The following is a 17359-nucleotide window of genomic DNA, read 5'->3' on the forward strand; positions in this document are numbered from 1 at the left end:
CAGCCCCGACAGAACATCCCACTCTTCATCCGAGAGCTCGTGTCGCCGCACCATGCGTCACATGATGCCCCATCAACAGCCTTTGAAGACAGGCCCTAGCACAGCACTCCCGCCTTCAGCCGCTCACGCCGCCTCGAAGCACTGCTCTGGCCGTCCCTGCCCCGAGCAAAGGGGCCAGCCGCGGGATGCCTGGGACGACCGCTTCAGGAGGTACGTCGAGACGACACGCCTCCCACCGCCCGAAAGGGCCCCCGTCCTGCGGAACTTGGGCGCTGATCCACTCGGCAGAGACGGATGCGACCGCAGCGATCTTGTGGTCCTGCGTGAGGTGTACGGCTACGAGTTGCCATGCCGGGTCGCGGCGCATGGTCTCGTACTCATGGCGGGACAGATAGAAGGCCAGCCGTCCGCGTCGCACCGTGCTCTTCGCCTCGATATGCAGCGGGTGCCGCCTCGCGTGGACGGCGATGTCGTACCCGAAGCCGTCGGAGTATGCGGCGACGTGTTCGATGCGGACGTCAGTGGCCTCGGCTAGGAGCTCGATGAGGGCCAGCTCGCCGGCGCTGCCGATGAGGGCCCGCGCCTCCGTATCGACCTTGCCCCAGACCGCACTGACCTGCTCGTACGCCTGGTTCTCAGAGATACCCAGGGCATCGGCGGCCCGCAGGGCGTCCTCGGGGAGCTCCTCCGGGCCGCGTACGAGGACGTCGGCGTCTTGGAGCCACGGCGCGCCGCTGGAGGCCAGGGCGGCGCGGAAGAGGCGCTCGCTCGCTGCGGCGATGCTGTCCAGGTCCGCGAGCAGGCCGGTCTCGCCGAGCCATGTGTAGGCCGCCTCGTACTGAGTGGGGGTGAGGTCGCTGAAGTCGGCGTGGTTGGTGAAGAGTGCGCGGCACCGTGCGGGGCTGGAGTCTGGGAGCCGTTCCAGCCACCGCAGGGCGGCGCGCAGGACGGGGCTAGGCGGGACGGCCACGGAGGTGGCCCATCAGCGCCTGGAGGTCCCTCTGGTCGAGGCCGCCGCCGACGGATGGCTCCTCGTCGAGGTCTGCGAGCTCCTGGACTGCGGGGTCGTCGAGGATGCGCCCCATGAAGAGCAGCTTGTCGCTCAGCCGCTGCTCGACGACCTCGTCGATGCTCCCTTCGGAGGCGAGCACGGTGATGCGGGTCTCCGCTTCGGGCGCGAGGCCGAGGCGGTGGATCCGGTCGAGGCTCTGCAGGAAGCGCCCGGCGGCGAAGTCGCGGTCGACGTAGACCGCGTCGTGGCAGTCGTGGTGCAGGCTGATGCCCTCGCCGAGCGTGGCCGGGTTGGACAGCAGCACCATGCAGTCGGGATCCTTCCGGAAGCGCTCGATCTCTGCTTCGCGGTCCTCCGTGCCTCCGTGGACCATCGCCGGCCGGAACTCCCTAAGGACCCGCTCCAGGGTGTTCAGGCTGCGGATGAACGTGGACCACACCAGGGTCTTGCGGCCCTGGGCCGCGTTCCTCGCGACGATGGCCAGGACCTCGCGGTACTTCGGGGACATCTCGTAGCTGGGGAGGTCCCGCATCAGGTCGAAGAGCGGGCTGCCCTCGGGCACGGCCAGAGGCGGGACCTGGTACGTCAGCGGTTCGTAGCGGGTTGTGCCGACAGCGAGCAGGGCCGGGCTGGTGGCCGCCATCAGCATATAGACGATGATCTTGCCGAGGGTCTGGAAGTCGCCTTCCGATCCGGCGGCCCGGGCGGAGAACCGGCCGATGAGGGCTTCGTACACCTCGTGGTGCAGCGGGGGCATCGGAAGCGTGCGGAGGGTCGTCGTCACCGGGGGCAACCCCAGTTCGTGCTTGGTCGTGCGGGTGAACAGCGGTCGCAGCACCTGGCTGGCCTTGGCGAGGTCGCCGCCGGCCACGGCCTGCGTCACCTTCTGGCGCCCGTACCCGGGCCATACGAAACCGAAGAGGTTCTCGATGTCCTTGACTCCGTTGGGAGCCGGGGTGCCTGTCAGGATCAGGCGGTGGCGTGCCCGCGGGCCCAGGGCGAGGCAGGCTGCCCCGTACGTTCCCTCCGCGCCGAGTTTCATCCGGTGCGCCTCGTCGAGGAGGAGCACGGAGGGCCGGATGGTCAGCCACTGGCCGAGTTCTTCGACGGACTGGCTGAGGCGCTCGTAGTTGACGATGAGCACGTCCGCTGCCGGGTCGGTGTCCCGGGACAGCACCTCCATGCGCAGCGGCTCGCTGAGGCACTGCTCGTTCTCGTACTGCCACGACTCGTAGCAGGACTTCGGGCCGACGATCAGCAGGCGCTCGACGCCCTTGGTCGTGCGCAGCGCCTGGAAGACGGCGAGTCCGACGCGCGTCTTGCCGGCCCCGGGGACGGAGAAGTTGGCCCCGTGGCGCAGCGAGAGGAGCTTGGCGATGTCTCGACGCTGGAACGAAGTGAGGTCCGCGGTCCACCCGGGGCCGAGAAGCGCGTCGACCTCGTCCTCGTGTACTTCGTCTGCCCCTCCGGCCGCCGGGTCGAGGCGCTCGGACACCGTCTGGGCGTCGACTGCGGAGTCCGTCGCAAGCGCGGCCAGTTGCGGGTCCCACGAGACGCTCGTCTGCGCGGGCCATGCCGTAAGCGCCACGAGGTTCGTCAGGAGGTCGTCGATGTCGACGTCCATGCTCACGGGAGAGCGCTGTACGCTGCTGCGGAAGCGGAGGGCGAGACGGCGCAGGTCTGCCTCATGCCCGGCGCCGGCCCGCAAGCGGGCCTTCGCCACGCTGTCACCGAAGCCGATCTCCAGGCTCGGAGCGGTTGCGGGCATTCCCATCAGCTCTCCCGGGTGGCGTTGAGCAGCCATTCGACGCCGTCCCCCGGCGAGCTGAACGTGCGGCCCGCTTGCTTGGCCAGGCGCGCGAGACTCGCACGGAGGGTGAGCAGTGCGTCGTCGAAGGAGTCCTCGTCGAGGGCACGCTTCGCCTTCGCCTCGGCGAACTCCGCTGCGCACTGGTTCACGTAGTCGGCGGCGTCCGTCAGGCGCTCGGGCACCGCGATCTTCCGCTTCTGCAGCTGGGCGTTCTGGCCTGCCATCTTCACTGCGACGTCGAACGTGCCGCGGGCCGACTTGATCTTCGCAGCGGCCTGCGTGACCTCCGCGGGCGTGAGCTTGGCGCCGGCGAGGGCCGCGGCCTTGGCCTTGAGCAGGTTGTCTGTGAGGGCCCGGGTCGCCTTCACCACCGCGGTGCCGTCCTGGACCGCGACGCCCGGAAGGCCGGGGATGGACACTGCGGCGGAATCCTGCGCGGCGGGGCGCAGGTCGGCCGGCAGCCGCTCGTCGAGGAAACGGGTGTGGAAGTCGGCTTCAGCGAGGCGGACCGAGGTCTTCGGGTAGTTCAGGACGACCATCGCGAGCCGGGACTCCTTCAGCTGCTCGGCTCCGTCCGGGTCCGTCTTCGCGAGCTTGGTGTAGTCGCGCTGCAGCTCGCGGAGCTTCTCCTGGTGGTCTTCGAAGTCGACCAGGCGCAGCCCGACGCCGGTGGCCGGGTCCTTGCTGCGGTCGATGGCGTCGTTGACGAGCTCGTAGACCCACCGGTCCTGGCGGAGTGTGGTGGTCTTGATGTTGAAGTCCCGTGCCACGTCCTCCGGGCGGCGTCCGTGGGCCAGTTCCTCTTCGATCGCGATGAGGCGGTTGATGTAGGAGTATTCGCGCCGCTTGTCCTTCCGGAGCTGGAGGGCGAGCTCGACGTTGTTGATGTCGCGCCGCGACGTGTCCGCAGGCAGGACCCCCACGCGGATGTCCTTGATCCCGATCTTGCGGAGGGCCGCGCAGCGGGTATTCCCGTCGACGAGGATTCCGTCGGGGCTGATGATGCCGGGCTCCTTCTGCCCGAAGTCGTCCAGCTCGTCTTGCAGCGCAGTGAAGTCGGGGTCCGTCTGCGTCGGATTCGCAGGGCTCCGACTGAGGAGGAGAGCGAGGTAGTCCTGCGCATCCTCGCTCCAGGGTTCCTCTTCGAGTACCTGGTTCTGTTCGGGGTCCAGCGTGCGCTGCGCGCGGATGCGGTGGGTGTCCGGGTTGAGGTAGAGGAGGTCCACCGGCATGGAGATCACGCTCAGGTGCTTCTGCTCGCCGCGCCACTCCACCGTGACCTTGGCGCCGTTCTCAGCCATGGCCTGCCTCAGCCGCTCCTCGACCATGGACCGGATCCGCTCGCCCTCGGGCGGAACACCGAACTTCACAGCCATAGCCAGGCCTCTCCTAGGTGGGTAAGCAGCCGTACGCGCTTGTCAGGAATAATGGCAGGAGTCACTGACAACGGGACGGGTGATCATCCAGACTTGCACGTCTGACGACCCGAGGAACGGAGCAGACGTGACGCTCCCCGCCTGGAACGACCCGGCGCTCAAGGGCGGAACCATGATCAGGGGAGCGCTGTGGCTCGTCCAGGAGGTCGGTGAGGGCAATACCTTCACCAAAGAGCAGCTGCGCGACGCGTTCCCCGGCGTCTCGCAGGCAGACCGCCGCCTGCGAGACCTCCGGCCCTACGGGTGGGTCATCCACACGAACACTGAGGACGCCTCGCTCATGGCCGAGGACCAGCGTTTCGTGGAAGCCGGGGTTCCGGTGTGGGATCCAGCGGCCCGCAGGGCAGCCGCGCCCCGGAAGGCGATCACGGCCAAGCAGATCCAGGCCGTTCTGTCTCGCGACGACTACATGTGCACGGTGTGCGGTATCGGCGGTGCAGAACCTTACCTGGATGACTCGAACCAGACGGCAGTGCTTTCGGTCACCCGGCGTACCTCTGTTCTCCTCGACGGCAGCGAGGAGGAGCTCCTCGTCACGGAATGCAAGCGATGCCGTGCTGGTGGCGGCGGCCAGGTGGTACGCGCCGATGAAGCCCTCGCCGAGATCAAGAACCTGGACCCAGCAGATCAGCGGCGGCTGGCCCGGTGGGCCGAGCGGGGCCGCCGCGGCTCGACAGCGCTTGAGCGGGCGTGGAATGCCTACCGCCGTCTTCCTAGCGAAGCGCAGGAGGAAGTCCGCAATGCACTGGACGCCTGACCAGCACTGAAGGCCCATCGCGTTTAATGATCATCCTGCGAGCCGTCACTGCTGCCGCGTACACTTCCAGCCTTGTCCGATTCGCAGAGGCCGAGAAGCACCCCTGGGCCACCACCTGCGACTATGGTGCTGGCGCGGAGCCTGTGCTACCGGATGCCCGTGTTCATGACGGTGGTTGCAGCGGCGCCGCCGGTTCTGCGCTGGAGAGCCTGGCGTGCCTGGAGGGAGATCGAAATGTCGGCTGTCAAGGCTGAGAAGCCGCTTGAGGTCGTCGAGATCTGTGCGGGCGCGGGCGGCCAGACCCTCGGGCTGGAGCGGGCAGGTTTCCGCCACCGCCTCGCCATCGAGCTCGACGACAAGGCTGCCGAGACGCTGCGCCGCAATCTTGTGGAGTTCCTCGGATACAGCGAAGATGAGGCGCGCGACTCCGTAAAGGTCGGCGACGTCGCGGACCCTGCTGTCTGGAACCCGGTCATCGATGCGGAGGACCTGGACCTTCTCGCCGGCGGAGTGCCCTGCCCCCCCTTCAGCATCGCAGGTAAGCAGCTGGGCTCAAGCGATGAGCGCGATCTTTTCGCCTGGGCCATCGAGCTCTGCGGCAAGGTGCGGCCGAAGGCATTGCTGCTGGAGAACGTGCGCGGACTCAGCGCCAACCGCTTCACGGGCTATCGCCAGCACGTCCTCGACCGGCTCAAGGAGTACGGGTACATCACGGACTGGAAGCTCCTCCAGGCGGACCATTTCGGCGTCTCCCAGCTGCGCCCCCGCTTCGTCCTGGTGGCGTTGCAGGAGGAGTACGCACCTTACTTCCATTGGCCTGAGCCCAACCCTGAGAAGGCCATGTCCGTCGGGGAGCTCCTTGAGGACCTCATGGCGGAGAACGGCTGGACGGGCGCTAAGGAGTGGGCCCAACGAGCTACCGGCATTGCGCCCACTATCGTCGGAGGGTCGAAGAAGCACGGCGGAGCCGACCTGGGCCCCACGCGTGCCAAGCGCGCGTGGGCGGAGAGGGGCGTCGACGCGATGGGCGTAGCAGACGAGGCGCCCACTGCAGCCGGGCCCCCTATCATCGAGGGCCTCCCGCGCCCGAAGCTCACCACGGCCATGGTCGCCCGCATCCAGGGCTGGCAGGACGCGGATAGCGAGGTCTCCGATAAGGAGGACGACTTCCGCTGGAGGTTCCACGGACGGAAGACCAGCGTGTACCGCCAGATCGGCAACGCGTTCCCGCCTCCCGTCGCTAAAGCACTCGGCAAATCGATCTACAACGCCCTGAAGATGGAGGGCGAGCCCCACGATCTCGTGGAAACTGCAGATGTCGTCACCGACCCCGTATACAAACTGCTGCGCAGCAGTACACGGGCGCTGTCAGTCGACCAAATCATCACGAAGCTCTCGGCCGCGGGCACTGCCATGGACCTCCCGACGGTGGAGCGGCACCTCAACCACCTCAAGCACGACTTCGAGATGACGACTGTGACGCGTTCCAACGGGGCCGACGCCTACACCATCGGCGAGTTCAAGGCGTTTGTGGGTCAGGACGACCATCAGCGCCATGATCTCTTCAGTCAGCACCGTTCAAAGATCAGCTGACCGCGCAGGGCAGGAGGCCTGCGCGGTCAGCTGATCACGCGTCGAGAGCAGCGATCAACTTTTCCTGCTCTGCCTCGAGCACTGAGGGCTTCTTGATCGCCTTGATAACGAGAGCCTTTGTCTGGTCAGGGTCGAGATCGAGTGACGTTAGCAAGTAGCAGCCAACGCCGTCACGCTTCACTGAGTCGATGCGCAGCCCGAGTTCACGGAGTTCGCGTATGCGCCGCTCAGTGTGGAGGGTCTGATGCAGAGCTGGGTGACAGGTTGACCTGCCCCACCGTTCGTGCGGCAGACCCCATCGTGGGCCGAGCAGGGAGGAATAGCAGTGGGCGGACTTCATGCGGTCGACCTGGACTTGATCCGCTGATTGGCATCCGAGGCCAGTGATCCAGCCCGAGGGGCGGGGGCCCAGTGGGGACTGTCAGTGGTTCCTTCTAGTGTGGCGGCCATGAGTGACCTTGGTCCGGACCCAGTCCCATTCGACCGGCTTCAGCAGGCCGACCTCATCGTTGACGCTGTGTATGCCGGGGGGACTGCTGGGACCACTGCCGACGATCCCATCGGCAAGATCGTGCCGGTCGGCAACCAGGGCGGCTTCCGGTACGCAGGATCCCCGCAGCGGGACACCGTGCGCGTCGCCGTGCTCTACACGTCAGGGAACAACCCCGACTGGCCCGACGAGCTCGACGTTCAGACCGGGCAGTTCGTCTACTACGGCGACAACCGGAAGCCCGGCCACGAACTGCACGAGACCAGTAGGAAGGGCAACCTGCTGCTCAGAAAGTGCTTCGAAGCGGCGCACGGTACGGCGCAGGAGCGGGCGGCAGTCCCCCCGTTCTTCCTCTTTGAAAAGAACGGGGGGATCGGGAGGAGTGTCCGGTTCCGCGGTCTCCTCGCGCCCGGTGGTGAGGGCGTCGCAGCCGACGAAGACTTGGTCGCGATCTGGCGGAGCACAGGGAGGGCGAGGTTTCAGAACTACCGGTCAGTGTTCACTGTTCTTGATGCGGCGGTGATCAGTCGTGCATGGATCGATGAGCTTCTAGCCGGAGGGAGGGTGGGCAGGCACGCACCGAAGGTGTGGACCGACTGGGTTGAGGCAAGGCGCTATGACGCGCTCACCGCCCCCGCGACCACGGTCATCAGGAGACCTGCAGACCAGGTGTCTGATGCGGTAGGCCTGGGCATCCTGAAGGAGATCACAGACTTCTACTGCGACCGCTACCACGACTTCGAGGCCTGCGCGCTTGAGCTGTGGCGCATGATGGCGCCAGCGACCGGCCGCACGGAGCTGACCCCGCCCAGCCGGGACGGGGGGCGGGATGCGATCGGTGAATACCTCCTCGGCCCTGCCGCCGACCCGGTCCCGGTTGAGTTCGCTCTGGAAGCCAAGTGCTACGGCCCGAAGAATTCTGTGGGCGTTCGTGAGATGTCCCGACTCATCTCCCGCCTCCGAAACCGTCAGTTCGGTGTCTTCGTCACCACCTCCTTCTTCAACCGCCAGACTTACCAAGAAGTGCGTGAGGACCGGCACCCTGTCGTGCTCATATGCGGCAAGGACATCGTCGAGCTTCTCCGGTCGCGCGGGTACACCACGCCGGAGGCAGTCCGGGCCTGGCTGCAGACAGTCACGAGATAGGGCCGTAGCGGAGAGGCCAGTGGCACTGGGCCGGGGCGTGCGGTGCACTGCCGACGCCTGGGGCGGGTATAGGCAGCCCCTGGCCACCGCCCTTCAGGAGGAGGGGCGATGGCCAGGGACTTCGCTGCTGCTTTGATCCTGAGGAGAAGCAATCAGCGGGAGAGCCGCGGAAGAAGGAGCCCGGAGCTCAGGCGCCGTCGAATCCGGCGATCAAAGCAGTGACCTGGGCGGGAGCCTTGTCGAGGAGGAAGTCATCGATGAAGACCACTTCCCGTACACCCCGACCGTTCGCAGACGCGGCTGCTCTGACAGCAGAGATCCGCTGAGACTCCATGCCTTCCTCAGCTGTCTCGAAGGGGCTCTTCGCTGCGACCCACAACCGCTCCTCGAAGAGGACCGCGGGCCCTGCCCCGCCGAGGTCTGGTACGAACTCTGCGTCGTCCTCCGGGAAGTCGCTAGCCCAGTTCTCCAGGAGGAGACCAGCCTGGCGTGGCTGGATGTCGCTCCCGAGGTCTCGGCCGGAGAGAATGCCGAGGAGATCGCAGGCGAGGCGCCAATCGAGGAGTGAGTGGTAGGCCATGTTGGTGTAGTCCCGGAGGCACTCGTAGCACGAGCCGCGGCATTCGCTGCCATGGCTGCCCGTACGGAACTTCCCGATCATGCGGTTGGCGGAAGCCAGTAGCTTTTGGAAGACCTCAGGCTCGGCGAGGTGGGTGCAGTAGCCGGCGCCGTTGTCGAGGGTGTCGGAGAGGAACGCGAATGTCCGGGCCCGGCTGGTTGCCGAGCTGGCGCCGTGGATGCCTGCTGCAATCTCGTTCGGTTGGACCTGCAGGATGTCGCCGGCGGCGACGCGGAGAAGGGCAGCGAGCGAGTACCAGGCAGCGCGGCGGCCTGACCGGTCATCCGGGAAGCCCGTCGCCTGTGGAACAGAGGCGAGATTGAGGCGCAGTCCGTACTCGGGGAGCTCGCCTGCGGCGGGGCCGAGCAGGAAGAGATCAGTGTGCTGGACAGCGCCGATGGCTGTGCTGAGAGTACCGCTGTCTGCCGTCCCGGTGTCCGATGCCAGCCAGGGGGCGTAAACGGTGGCCTCCGCCTCTACAAAGGCCCCGGACCACTGGCCGGTTGCTTTGACTGGAGAGAAGTGGAAAAGGCGTCCGCCATTGTCGTTCACGGCATAGCGGCGGCCCTTGCCAGCATGGACGACCATGCCTGCCTGGGTAATCCGCTGAGGGGCTCCCGACTCCATGTCGGCAGCTGTCTGGGGAGAGAGCGACCGGGCACGCCAGGCGAAGTTTCCGTCGAAGTCACGCGCTTTGCCACCCGTGAAGAAGCCGGCGGGCTCGTGAAGCGAGATCTCCCTATACGAGCCGTCCGATGCACCGCAGGCACGGCAGGGCGGATTCTGCTCCTCGCCGTCGGCTGGGGATGGCGGTTTCACGTCCTCGGCCAGGTGCCCGCAGGCGCGGCAGATACCGATCTGCTGCGCCTCGCCCAGGGGCTCGGCTACAGCTCTCGGCGTCCTACCACCCGGTTCGTAGGCGACGATGCCGACTGCGGTATGGACCCTGCCGTCCTTCACCGTCTCGGCGCCGGGAGCGAACTGGGCGATGGCGATGTCGAGGGAGCGGTCGACGACCCCGGCAGGCGGCCAGGGGTAGGACTCGTTCGGCTTCTTCGTGTAGAGGTATCGGACCGAGGTCGGAAAGCCGAACATGGGGAGGACCCCCGCCTCGGCCAACCTCTGGCTGAGGTCGCGGTGCCCTCGGGGGCCCTCTGCGATGGCCGTGACGTCCTGAACGAGGTTCTTCGCGATCCACTGGAGGGCCGAGGCCGCAGAGTCTCCGCCGCGTGTGAGGCTGGCCAGCGAAGCGGCGAGATCGCGAATCTGCCCGGCCTCGGCAGCGATCCATGCTTCGACCGCATGACGCACGGCCAGCCAGTCCCGGGCCAACCCGAACTGGCCGTGGACATTGCGTGTGGGGTCGAGGGTGGCGTCGTCCGGGGCGGAAGCGCGTACTGATTCGAAGGCCCTGCGCAGAATTTCGGCGGCGAGGACGCGCTGGTAGATTTCTTTCATCTCAGTGGAGAGATAAGGGGGCGGAGTGGGTGCGTCGGTGATGCGCTTAGGGTCTTGGAAGTAGTGCTCATCGTGGCTGCGGCCGCGGCATACCGTCAGCGCCAGCGCTACGGGCGTGTCGCGTCGGCCGGCTCGGCCCACGCGTTGCTGGTAGTTGAATCGGGTGGGGGGCATGTTGGCCATAAGTACGACGGATAGCGGTCCGATATCGACGCCAGCCTCCATGGTCGTGGTCACCGAGAGGACGTCGAGGGTGTCGGGGCGGGAGTTCTCCGTGTCGTCGAGGAAGACCCCCTGGAATCGGGCTTGGCGGCTCTGGGCCTCGATGCGGTCCGTCTGGCCGGTGAGTTCCGCGGTGTTGAGGCGGAACTTGCCGACTTTGTGCTTGGCCATCCACGCGTAGTAGTCATCGTCCAGCGGGCTGAGGGGAGAAGCCTCTGCGGGCAGCTGCCCTCCGCACTTTGTACAGATGCCGGTGCCGGAGTGGAGATGGCGGCGGTGGCACCTGCTGCACGGCCAGGACAGGCCTTCGTTATGGCGGAGGGAGACCTGCTCAGGTTGGATGACGTATTTGATCACGGCTTGTCCCCAAGCCTGCTCGGCGAGCCGCTGCACGTCGTCCTCGGAGAGCCCTGAGGCATCAGCGATCTTGCACCAATAGTTGCGCAGGGGGCGTGGAGGCGTGTCGGAAGGGGTGCGGAGGCCGGCGAACCGGCGCATGTGGCCGAGGACCCGCAGGCTGCCGCGGACGAGAGCGACACTCGAGGCTCGAGGGGCTTCCAAAGGCGCTTGGTCCGTTGCCAGAGTGAGCCAGCCGAGGCCGAGTGATTCGAAGTCCCTTCCAGCACTGCCGAACAAGCCCATCAGGAGTTCCCCACTGAGGGACTCCCGGATCTCGTCGCGGAGATCCCGCTGCCGTTCGCTGAGGATGCTGCCCGATTCATCGCGCACCTTGCCGCTGGGACTGTCGGGCCACCGGTACAGCGACGACCAGGGCAGTGCAGGAGATCCTGCCTGGTAGCGGGTCTTCTGCAATGAGGCACTCGTCCCGCCGGGATTGACACCGAGGTGGACTAGTTGTTCGGCAACGGTGGCGGTATGGCTGTCCAGGCTCGGTACACGGCTGAGGAGCGCGTACAACTCCGCCTCGGCTTCGGGACCGGGGTCGTCGGCGAGGTCGAGATTGTCAGCGGGACTCGGCTTCTGGAGCTTCTCCCATGCGTCGTATGTCTCAGGATCCCGAGTACGGAGGCGTGCGCGCGCCGCCTGGGCAGCTGCCTTATCAGCCGGAGCCGGTGAGGTTGTCCGTTTGAAGAACCCTTGGATAGTGGCGAGGTCGTCCGCCGGGCGACCCTGCTCAACAAGTTCTTCGGCAAGGAGGAGGCGCAGAAGGTCCTGGTAGTGGCGCAGCCCGAGGCCGGCGGACAGTTTGGCCGCGTCCTGGCGGCTGTCGGAGAAGACAACGGCCTGGGGTACCGGCAGCTGGGACAGGACACCGGTAGTGAGTACCTGGTTGACCTTCTCGAAGCCAGTGCGCATGGACCGTACAGGGGTACGGAGGCGTCGCGGGTCGCTCAAGCTGAGGCTTTCGCGGCCGAGACGTCGGAGCTCCCAGTTGTCTCCGCAACCCGGGCACTGGGTCGGTGCAGCCGGAAGGTCTTCGAGCTTGAGGCGGGCGCGCCCGCGTTTCGATTCCGGCACGCTGACATGGAAGGACCACCCGGTGTGGTTTCGGTGGTTGCGCAACATGCCGGTGCGGGGGTCATAGGAACTGCGTTTGAACTCGAAACCGGCGCTCATCGCGCCCTTGTCGGAGCTGGATTCCCATTCCAGCTTGTCCGTGGCAGGGTCCTGCTTCCGAGGCCAGTAGACGATGTAGTTCGCGGCGCTAGGGCCGAGGGACGCGCCATTGGGAAGGGAGTTGAGATCGGGGAGGTCGGCGAGGAGCCCGGCTTCGAACGGCTTGCCCCTGCGCCTCTTGAAAGCGGATTCAGGGGCATATCCTCCCAGGAGGACGTCGCCGCAGTTCTGGCAGTAGAGCAGTTCGAGGACCCTGGCGCCGCAGTCGCAGCGGGGGGTCGGACGGGAGTACAGCTTCCCGACGGTCCTGTCCTCGTAGGCCTGCTCTGGATTTTCGGGGCAGGCCGGATCAGAACAGGCCCAGACGCCGGGGATGTTGCGGAAAAACAGGTGTGCGCGGAGCCGCGGCATCCCAGGTAGTTTCGTGCGTCGCAGTGCAGCCAGGACACCGGTCATGGCCGCTTCCTGCTCATCGCTCGGCACAGTTGGGAAAAGCCGGGCGGCTACTGCACTGTCGAAATCAGAAGTGAGGCGGTCGCCTTCCCGCAGCGCATTGGTGAGTGCGTTGCCGGCGCCCGACTTGGTGAGCAGGGTGTCTGCCGCAGCAGGGTCGGGATCCGCTCCGAGCTGCTTGAACGCGGAAGCATGGGTGGAGATGTCGGCAGTGGTTTCTGAGGGCAGGACCAGTCTGCCCCCGAGCACTTCGAAGCGGTCGCGCTCGATGCCGAAGAACTCCTGGAGGAAGTCGAGATCCCGGGGAGCTTCGAGAGAGGCAGATGCTGCCATGACCCGGAACTTGTCCGGCCTCCCTTCGAGACCCAAGCGGTGGCGGAGGTTTCGCAGCAAATAAGCGATCTCTGTACCCGCCGTGCCGCGGTACATGTGGAGTTCGTCAACGACCAGGGTGAAGCGGGCATCGGGAACTTCCTCGAGCCAGCGGCGGGTCTTGTCGAAGACGGCTGCTTCGCGGGACCGCATTAGCATGACGTTCAGCATGCTGTAATTGGTGATCATGATGTCCGGGGGAGCCTGGAGCATGTCCCAACGGGAGCGCATTTCTGCACCATCAAGCCGTGGGATGAAGTACCGGCCGTCTCCTTCAGAAACCTGAGCCTGGCGTGACCTCTCCTCGGTCGCAGCGAACTCCTTTCGGAGGGTCCGGATGCCTGCCGCCGAGCCGATGTCGCCTGGAACCGGGGTTGCACCGGTGTAGCGGCCGAAGTAGAAGCGGTGGCCGGGACGGCGCTGTGCGAGCCACTCGCGGACGCAGTCGCTGTCCAGGGCCTTGCGGAGGCGCATCATCTGGTCGTCGACGAGCGCATTCATGGGGTAGAGCACCAGGGCGCGCACTGCGGCATGGCGGCCCTGCTCACCGGCGCGCTGGGCTTGGAATCCACCTGCGGGCGATGCCCACCAGCGGTTAGCAGGAAGGGAGGAAACCGGCCACGCCTCGGATTCGCGTACGAGGTCGGCAAGGATAGGGAGGATGAACGACTCTGTCTTGCCGGACCCCGTGCCGGCGGTGACAACTACATCACGCTGCTCCCGCACAGCTGCGATGAGAGCACGGTGCTGGTGCTCGTACAAGGAAGGAACGCCTTTGAGTAGGCCCAGTTCTGCCAGTTCAGCGAGGTGTGGGTGCGCACCTGCTTCGCGGACCGATTCAGAGATGCTGACCCCTGCCGAGACGTACTGCGGCCGGACTTCGATCAGCGGGCGCCGCCATGCCCCGCCATCGCGGTCGAAGAGCCGTCGCCGCTCCTTCTGGAGCTGATCGTTGGCGAGCCCGAAAGGCGTGTCGTAATAGCGGAAGAGAGCATCCTTGAGATGCTCGAAAGACCCGATGACGTCTAGCTCAGGGGCCTCTACTTCGGGCTGCGCGGCCGTTGCGTCATTCACTGCTGTCTCCGAGTACCTGTCCGAGGGAGTCTGCGATCTTCATAGCTACGATTTTGGGGACGTTGTCGTACGCGAGGTTCTGGGCCCCTTCGTTGATTCGCGGGGCGAGCCCTGAGCACATCGCGGCGACCCTACGGTGCAAATCCGGCAGGGGATATCCCCAATCCACGAAAAGGGTGCCGATGTGCTTCCTGCCGCAAGTCTTCTCCGGAAGCCACCGCAGAACGTCGGCGGCGCTGTTCTGGTTGGCGAGGACCGCGTAGACGCCGTGCTCGTGCGTGGTCTCGTACCAATCCCCGGAGCGGAGGACCTGGCAGACCTGCTTGCTGTCCCTCCGCTTCAGCCGGTAAAGACCGTCGTGCTGCGGGCGGCGAACCGGGAGGTACCGGCAGTGCTCGAAATCATATTGCTCCAGAGGCGCCCCGTATTCTGGCGCCGAGGTCCGTTCCACCAGAGCTGAGGACGGAAGCAGGGATGCGCCCTGGTAGGCGAAGCAAGGAGAGAGGACGGCACCCAGATCTGCTGCCAGTTCCGCGAGTTCGCCCTCTTCACCGAATCGGACGACGAGCGAGTCTGGGAGGGGGATGTCGCGAGGAGGCCGTTCCGCTGACGCGCGGTACAGCTCCACGAAACCATCCTGCAGGAGCGCGTCCAGGCGCCGTTCGAAGGCAGCAGTGCGGCTGCCTGTGAGAACGGCGAGCCCTTGGGCCCTCGGCAGAGGTGTGAGCACAGGCGGGGCAGCCGACCATCGCCGTCCGCTCCAGTCGATGTCGAGGTAGGCCAATGACACAGCGTCGCGCAGCCACCGACCGGGAGCACCTGTACCGATCTTGGGGCACGTTTTGGCCCCGAGCCACCACAGGCCTTGCTTGACCTCACCGAGGTCGCCTGCCCCCTCTTCGCTGAGCCATCGGAGCAGCAGATTGCCCGGCTTGTTCATTCTGCGTCCCGATCGCGTGTCCCAATAAATGCCTCGGCAGCGTGTACGTATGCGGACCAGCCAGCTTCGCTGCATTTACCTCCGGCACTGAGGATGGCGTATGCCCACCGGTAGTCCTCCCCGGATGGTTTGGGTGCGGGAAGGGTCGCACTGGGTGCCACTGCCCGCACCCACCAGCGCTGCGGGGTGCGGTAGACAAACCACACTGCCCCGTCTGGGGCCTCCGCCTCCAGCACCCGGCTCGCAGCTGCCTCAGGCAGCCGCTTCAAGACCCACGGCGGGGTTTGCTGGCTGTGCACTGGGACAACGCCGCCGTACGGGTCAAGAAAGAACGCCTCCAGGACTTCGCGCTTCACGATGACCGTGCGAGGCAGAGCGGTGTGAGCCGGGGCAGCAGCGCCTCTGACCCAGGCATCTGCGCTCCCCGTGTCGCTGACACGGGGAGCGGCGGTTCCGTCGTACTTGAAGCCAAGGCCCCCGGTCCCCTCCGGCAGCCTCTCGTGAAACCCGTCATGCACGGTAAAGACCTGGCTGCTCGACGAGGTGCCTACCTCGTGCGGCCCCTCCTCGAGTTGAAGGCAGTTGAGAGGAAACGGAACCCGGGGGTCTGCCCGCAGTTTCGACGTCTGCCCGTCGAGCGCGATCTCGACCGTACCGTCAGGGGAGTAGGAGGCAGGAAGGAGGAGGTCTGGCTCGCCTCCTCGGAGGTAGTGCCCTGCAACGCCGGACCCGGCACGGTACTCGCGGGCAATACGCAGTCCGCCTATGAGTTTTGTGTGCTGCCGTACTTGCGGCTGCAGGACATGGATGTGTTCGCCTCCAGAGTCCAGGGTGCTCGTGAACGCTACGCCATCGGCAGCCCGGACGCCTTTGAAGCTCCGCCACCCTGCGATTCCGGGCACAGACGCCTCCCGGACAGTCTGGGTACCCATTGCTCTTAGCATGGAACGAACTTGCCCTGCCGCGGATGAGGAGGCGAGGATCCAGTGCTGCTCACCTGGCTCGAAGTACTCCGTGCTCACCCACTCGCCGAGATCGGAGTGCATTCGAAGCAGAACGACATCTTGCGGCACCCACTCGATAACGAGGTCGTCGCCTTGAAGGTGCACACCGAGACGGAGCTGTGCCTCTGATGGCTGCATCGACTCCAGCCCGGAGTACACATTGCCGTAATCGGTACGCAGGGTGAAGGATCGGCCATCGTGGATGTGAACTGTGGTCTCCTCGACGCCCTCTGCAGCATCAGCGAGCCATTCCAGGCGCCGTCCGCGGTCCGTCACAGCGAGACGCAAACCTAGTGCCCGCCGCCGCTGCTTCCGATCGGGCTCATGAAGGGTCCCGTCCCAGGCGTGCGCGAGCCGTTCCAAGAGCGAGACGATGAGCGGATCGCCCTTCTCGAAGTTCCCGCTTCCAGAGGCGAATTGCAGTTCTTCCATCATTCGCGGTGAAAGACGCCGGTCTCGCCCGGCACTCCACGCGGTGAGGCGCCTAAGGAGTTCCCGGCCCGGAACCTCCGTCGAGTTGCGGGGGCGGAGTCTCGTCGTTGCGAAAAAGCGCGTGAGTGCTTGACGGTCTGATCTGCGGACGAGTGCCTGCGAGACCGGGTACCCGACACGCCAGTAGAGCTCGTCAGTACTTACCGTACTGGCCCCGTACAGTCCACCAGCCTCCTCGAGCCAGGAGTCCAGCTCCTCCCACATTGCCGCCACATCATCCAGTGCCTTGTTCAGACGATTCGCCTTGTGACTCTCTTGGGGAACGCCGAACAATTGGTACCAGCGTCCGCGGAAGTTCGTGCGGAGCATGCCATCCGAGGTCGCCATGCGGGTGGCTGCTAGTACGGACGCGGCGAGCACCGGGAGGCTCGGCGGAGCGCCGACGCGACCTTTGGTCGTCCATGCCCGACATTGGCTGATAACCCGCCAGAGGAGAGCCCGGTCCGATCCTTCCCAGTACATCTCGTCCGCGACCGCCTGGGCTAGCGGTGCATCGATGCCGTTCCGCTCGGCGAGTTCACGCTCTACCTCGTCGTCGACGTACAGAACTGTGCTCTGCAACGCATGGTCGGCACCGAAGAACTCTTCTGACAGCACTTCATGCCACTGGTCGTACGCTCGCATCATCTGCCTACCTCTGCCCACAGTGCCGCTTGCGGCTAGATTTTGTGGGGGACGTGCTTCTCACCGCGCGGGGTTCTCCCGCTGGCATGCGTGCCCTGCAGGCACGGTGTACTGGCGGGGTGACTGCAGTGTGGGGCATGCAGCGCGTGGTGTACGCACTTACTTGGCGAACAGTACGGGCATGCGGTGCCAGCTGTCATCGAAACTGGCGCGGTACCGACGCGACTGCAGGAGCGGGAGGGGCTGTACGAGAAGCTGCCAAGTAAGGAGTACGAGATT

The 17359-nt window shown here is 65.9% G+C and carries 9 protein-coding genes; 3 read left to right on the forward strand and 6 right to left on the reverse strand.

All coding sequences use genetic code 11. The features are described 5' to 3' along the window. Positions 1–115 precede the first annotated feature (115 nt). From IA22_RS0118840 to IA22_RS0118850, 3 genes are read right to left on the reverse strand one after another with little or no spacing between them, the layout of a single operon-like run. Positions 116–970, reverse strand: a complete 855-nt coding sequence (locus tag IA22_RS0118840; RefSeq protein ID WP_030124236.1) for a protein NO VEIN domain-containing protein — start codon at positions 968–970, stop codon at positions 116–118. Further along, on the reverse strand, positions 954–2786 hold the full coding sequence (locus tag IA22_RS0118845; RefSeq protein ID WP_386324349.1) for a DEAD/DEAH box helicase: 1833 nt from the start codon (positions 2784–2786) through the stop codon (positions 954–956). Before IA22_RS0118845 ends, IA22_RS0118840 begins: the two co-directional genes overlap by 17 nt. Further along, entirely contained in the window at positions 2786–4198 is a 1413-nt protein-coding gene (locus tag IA22_RS0118850) for a ParB/RepB/Spo0J family partition protein (protein WP_030124238.1), read from the reverse strand. Before IA22_RS0118850 ends, IA22_RS0118845 begins: the two co-directional genes overlap by 1 nt. Positions 4199–4325: 127 nt before the next feature. Between IA22_RS0118850 and IA22_RS0118855 the strand changes: the two genes are divergently transcribed. The 3 genes from IA22_RS0118855 (at position 4326) to IA22_RS0118865 (ending at position 8244) form a co-directional block, all read left to right on the forward strand. Next, on the forward strand, positions 4326–5015 hold the full coding sequence (locus IA22_RS0118855; protein ID WP_030124239.1) for a hypothetical protein: 690 nt from the start codon (positions 4326–4328) through the stop codon (positions 5013–5015). 234 nt (positions 5016–5249) lie between these two features. Next, on the forward strand, positions 5250–6608 hold the full coding sequence (gene dcm, locus IA22_RS0118860; RefSeq protein ID WP_030124240.1) for a DNA (cytosine-5-)-methyltransferase: 1359 nt from the start codon (positions 5250–5252) through the stop codon (positions 6606–6608). Positions 6609–7056: 448 nt separating this feature from the next. Continuing rightward, entirely contained in the window at positions 7057–8244 is a 1188-nt protein-coding gene (locus tag IA22_RS0118865) for a restriction endonuclease (protein ID WP_038272605.1), read from the forward strand. A 187-nt stretch (positions 8245–8431) separates the two neighbouring features. Here IA22_RS0118865 and IA22_RS0118870 read toward each other — a convergent pair whose 3' ends face one another. From IA22_RS0118870 to IA22_RS0118880, 3 genes are read right to left on the reverse strand one after another with little or no spacing between them, the layout of a single operon-like run. After that, complete coding sequence (locus IA22_RS0118870) at positions 8432–14020, reverse strand: DEAD/DEAH box helicase (RefSeq protein WP_030124242.1); 5589 nt, start codon at positions 14018–14020, stop codon at positions 8432–8434. After that, a complete protein-coding gene (locus IA22_RS0118875; RefSeq protein WP_157840932.1) occupies positions 14013–14960 on the reverse strand; it encodes a hypothetical protein in 948 nt (315 codons plus the stop codon). Before IA22_RS0118875 ends, IA22_RS0118870 begins: the two co-directional genes overlap by 8 nt. Beyond that, positions 14957–17083 carry a hypothetical protein gene (locus tag IA22_RS0118880; protein ID WP_030124244.1) on the reverse strand — a complete coding sequence of 709 codons (2127 nt, stop codon included), beginning with the start codon at positions 17081–17083 and terminating at the stop codon, positions 14957–14959. The genes IA22_RS0118875 and IA22_RS0118880 overlap by 4 nt, the downstream gene beginning before the upstream one ends. Positions 17084–17359 lie beyond the last annotated feature (276 nt).

Source organism: Kitasatospora papulosa (assembly GCF_000717245.1).
GTDB classification, from domain to species: domain Bacteria; phylum Actinomycetota; class Actinomycetes; order Streptomycetales; family Streptomycetaceae; genus Streptomyces; species Streptomyces papulosus.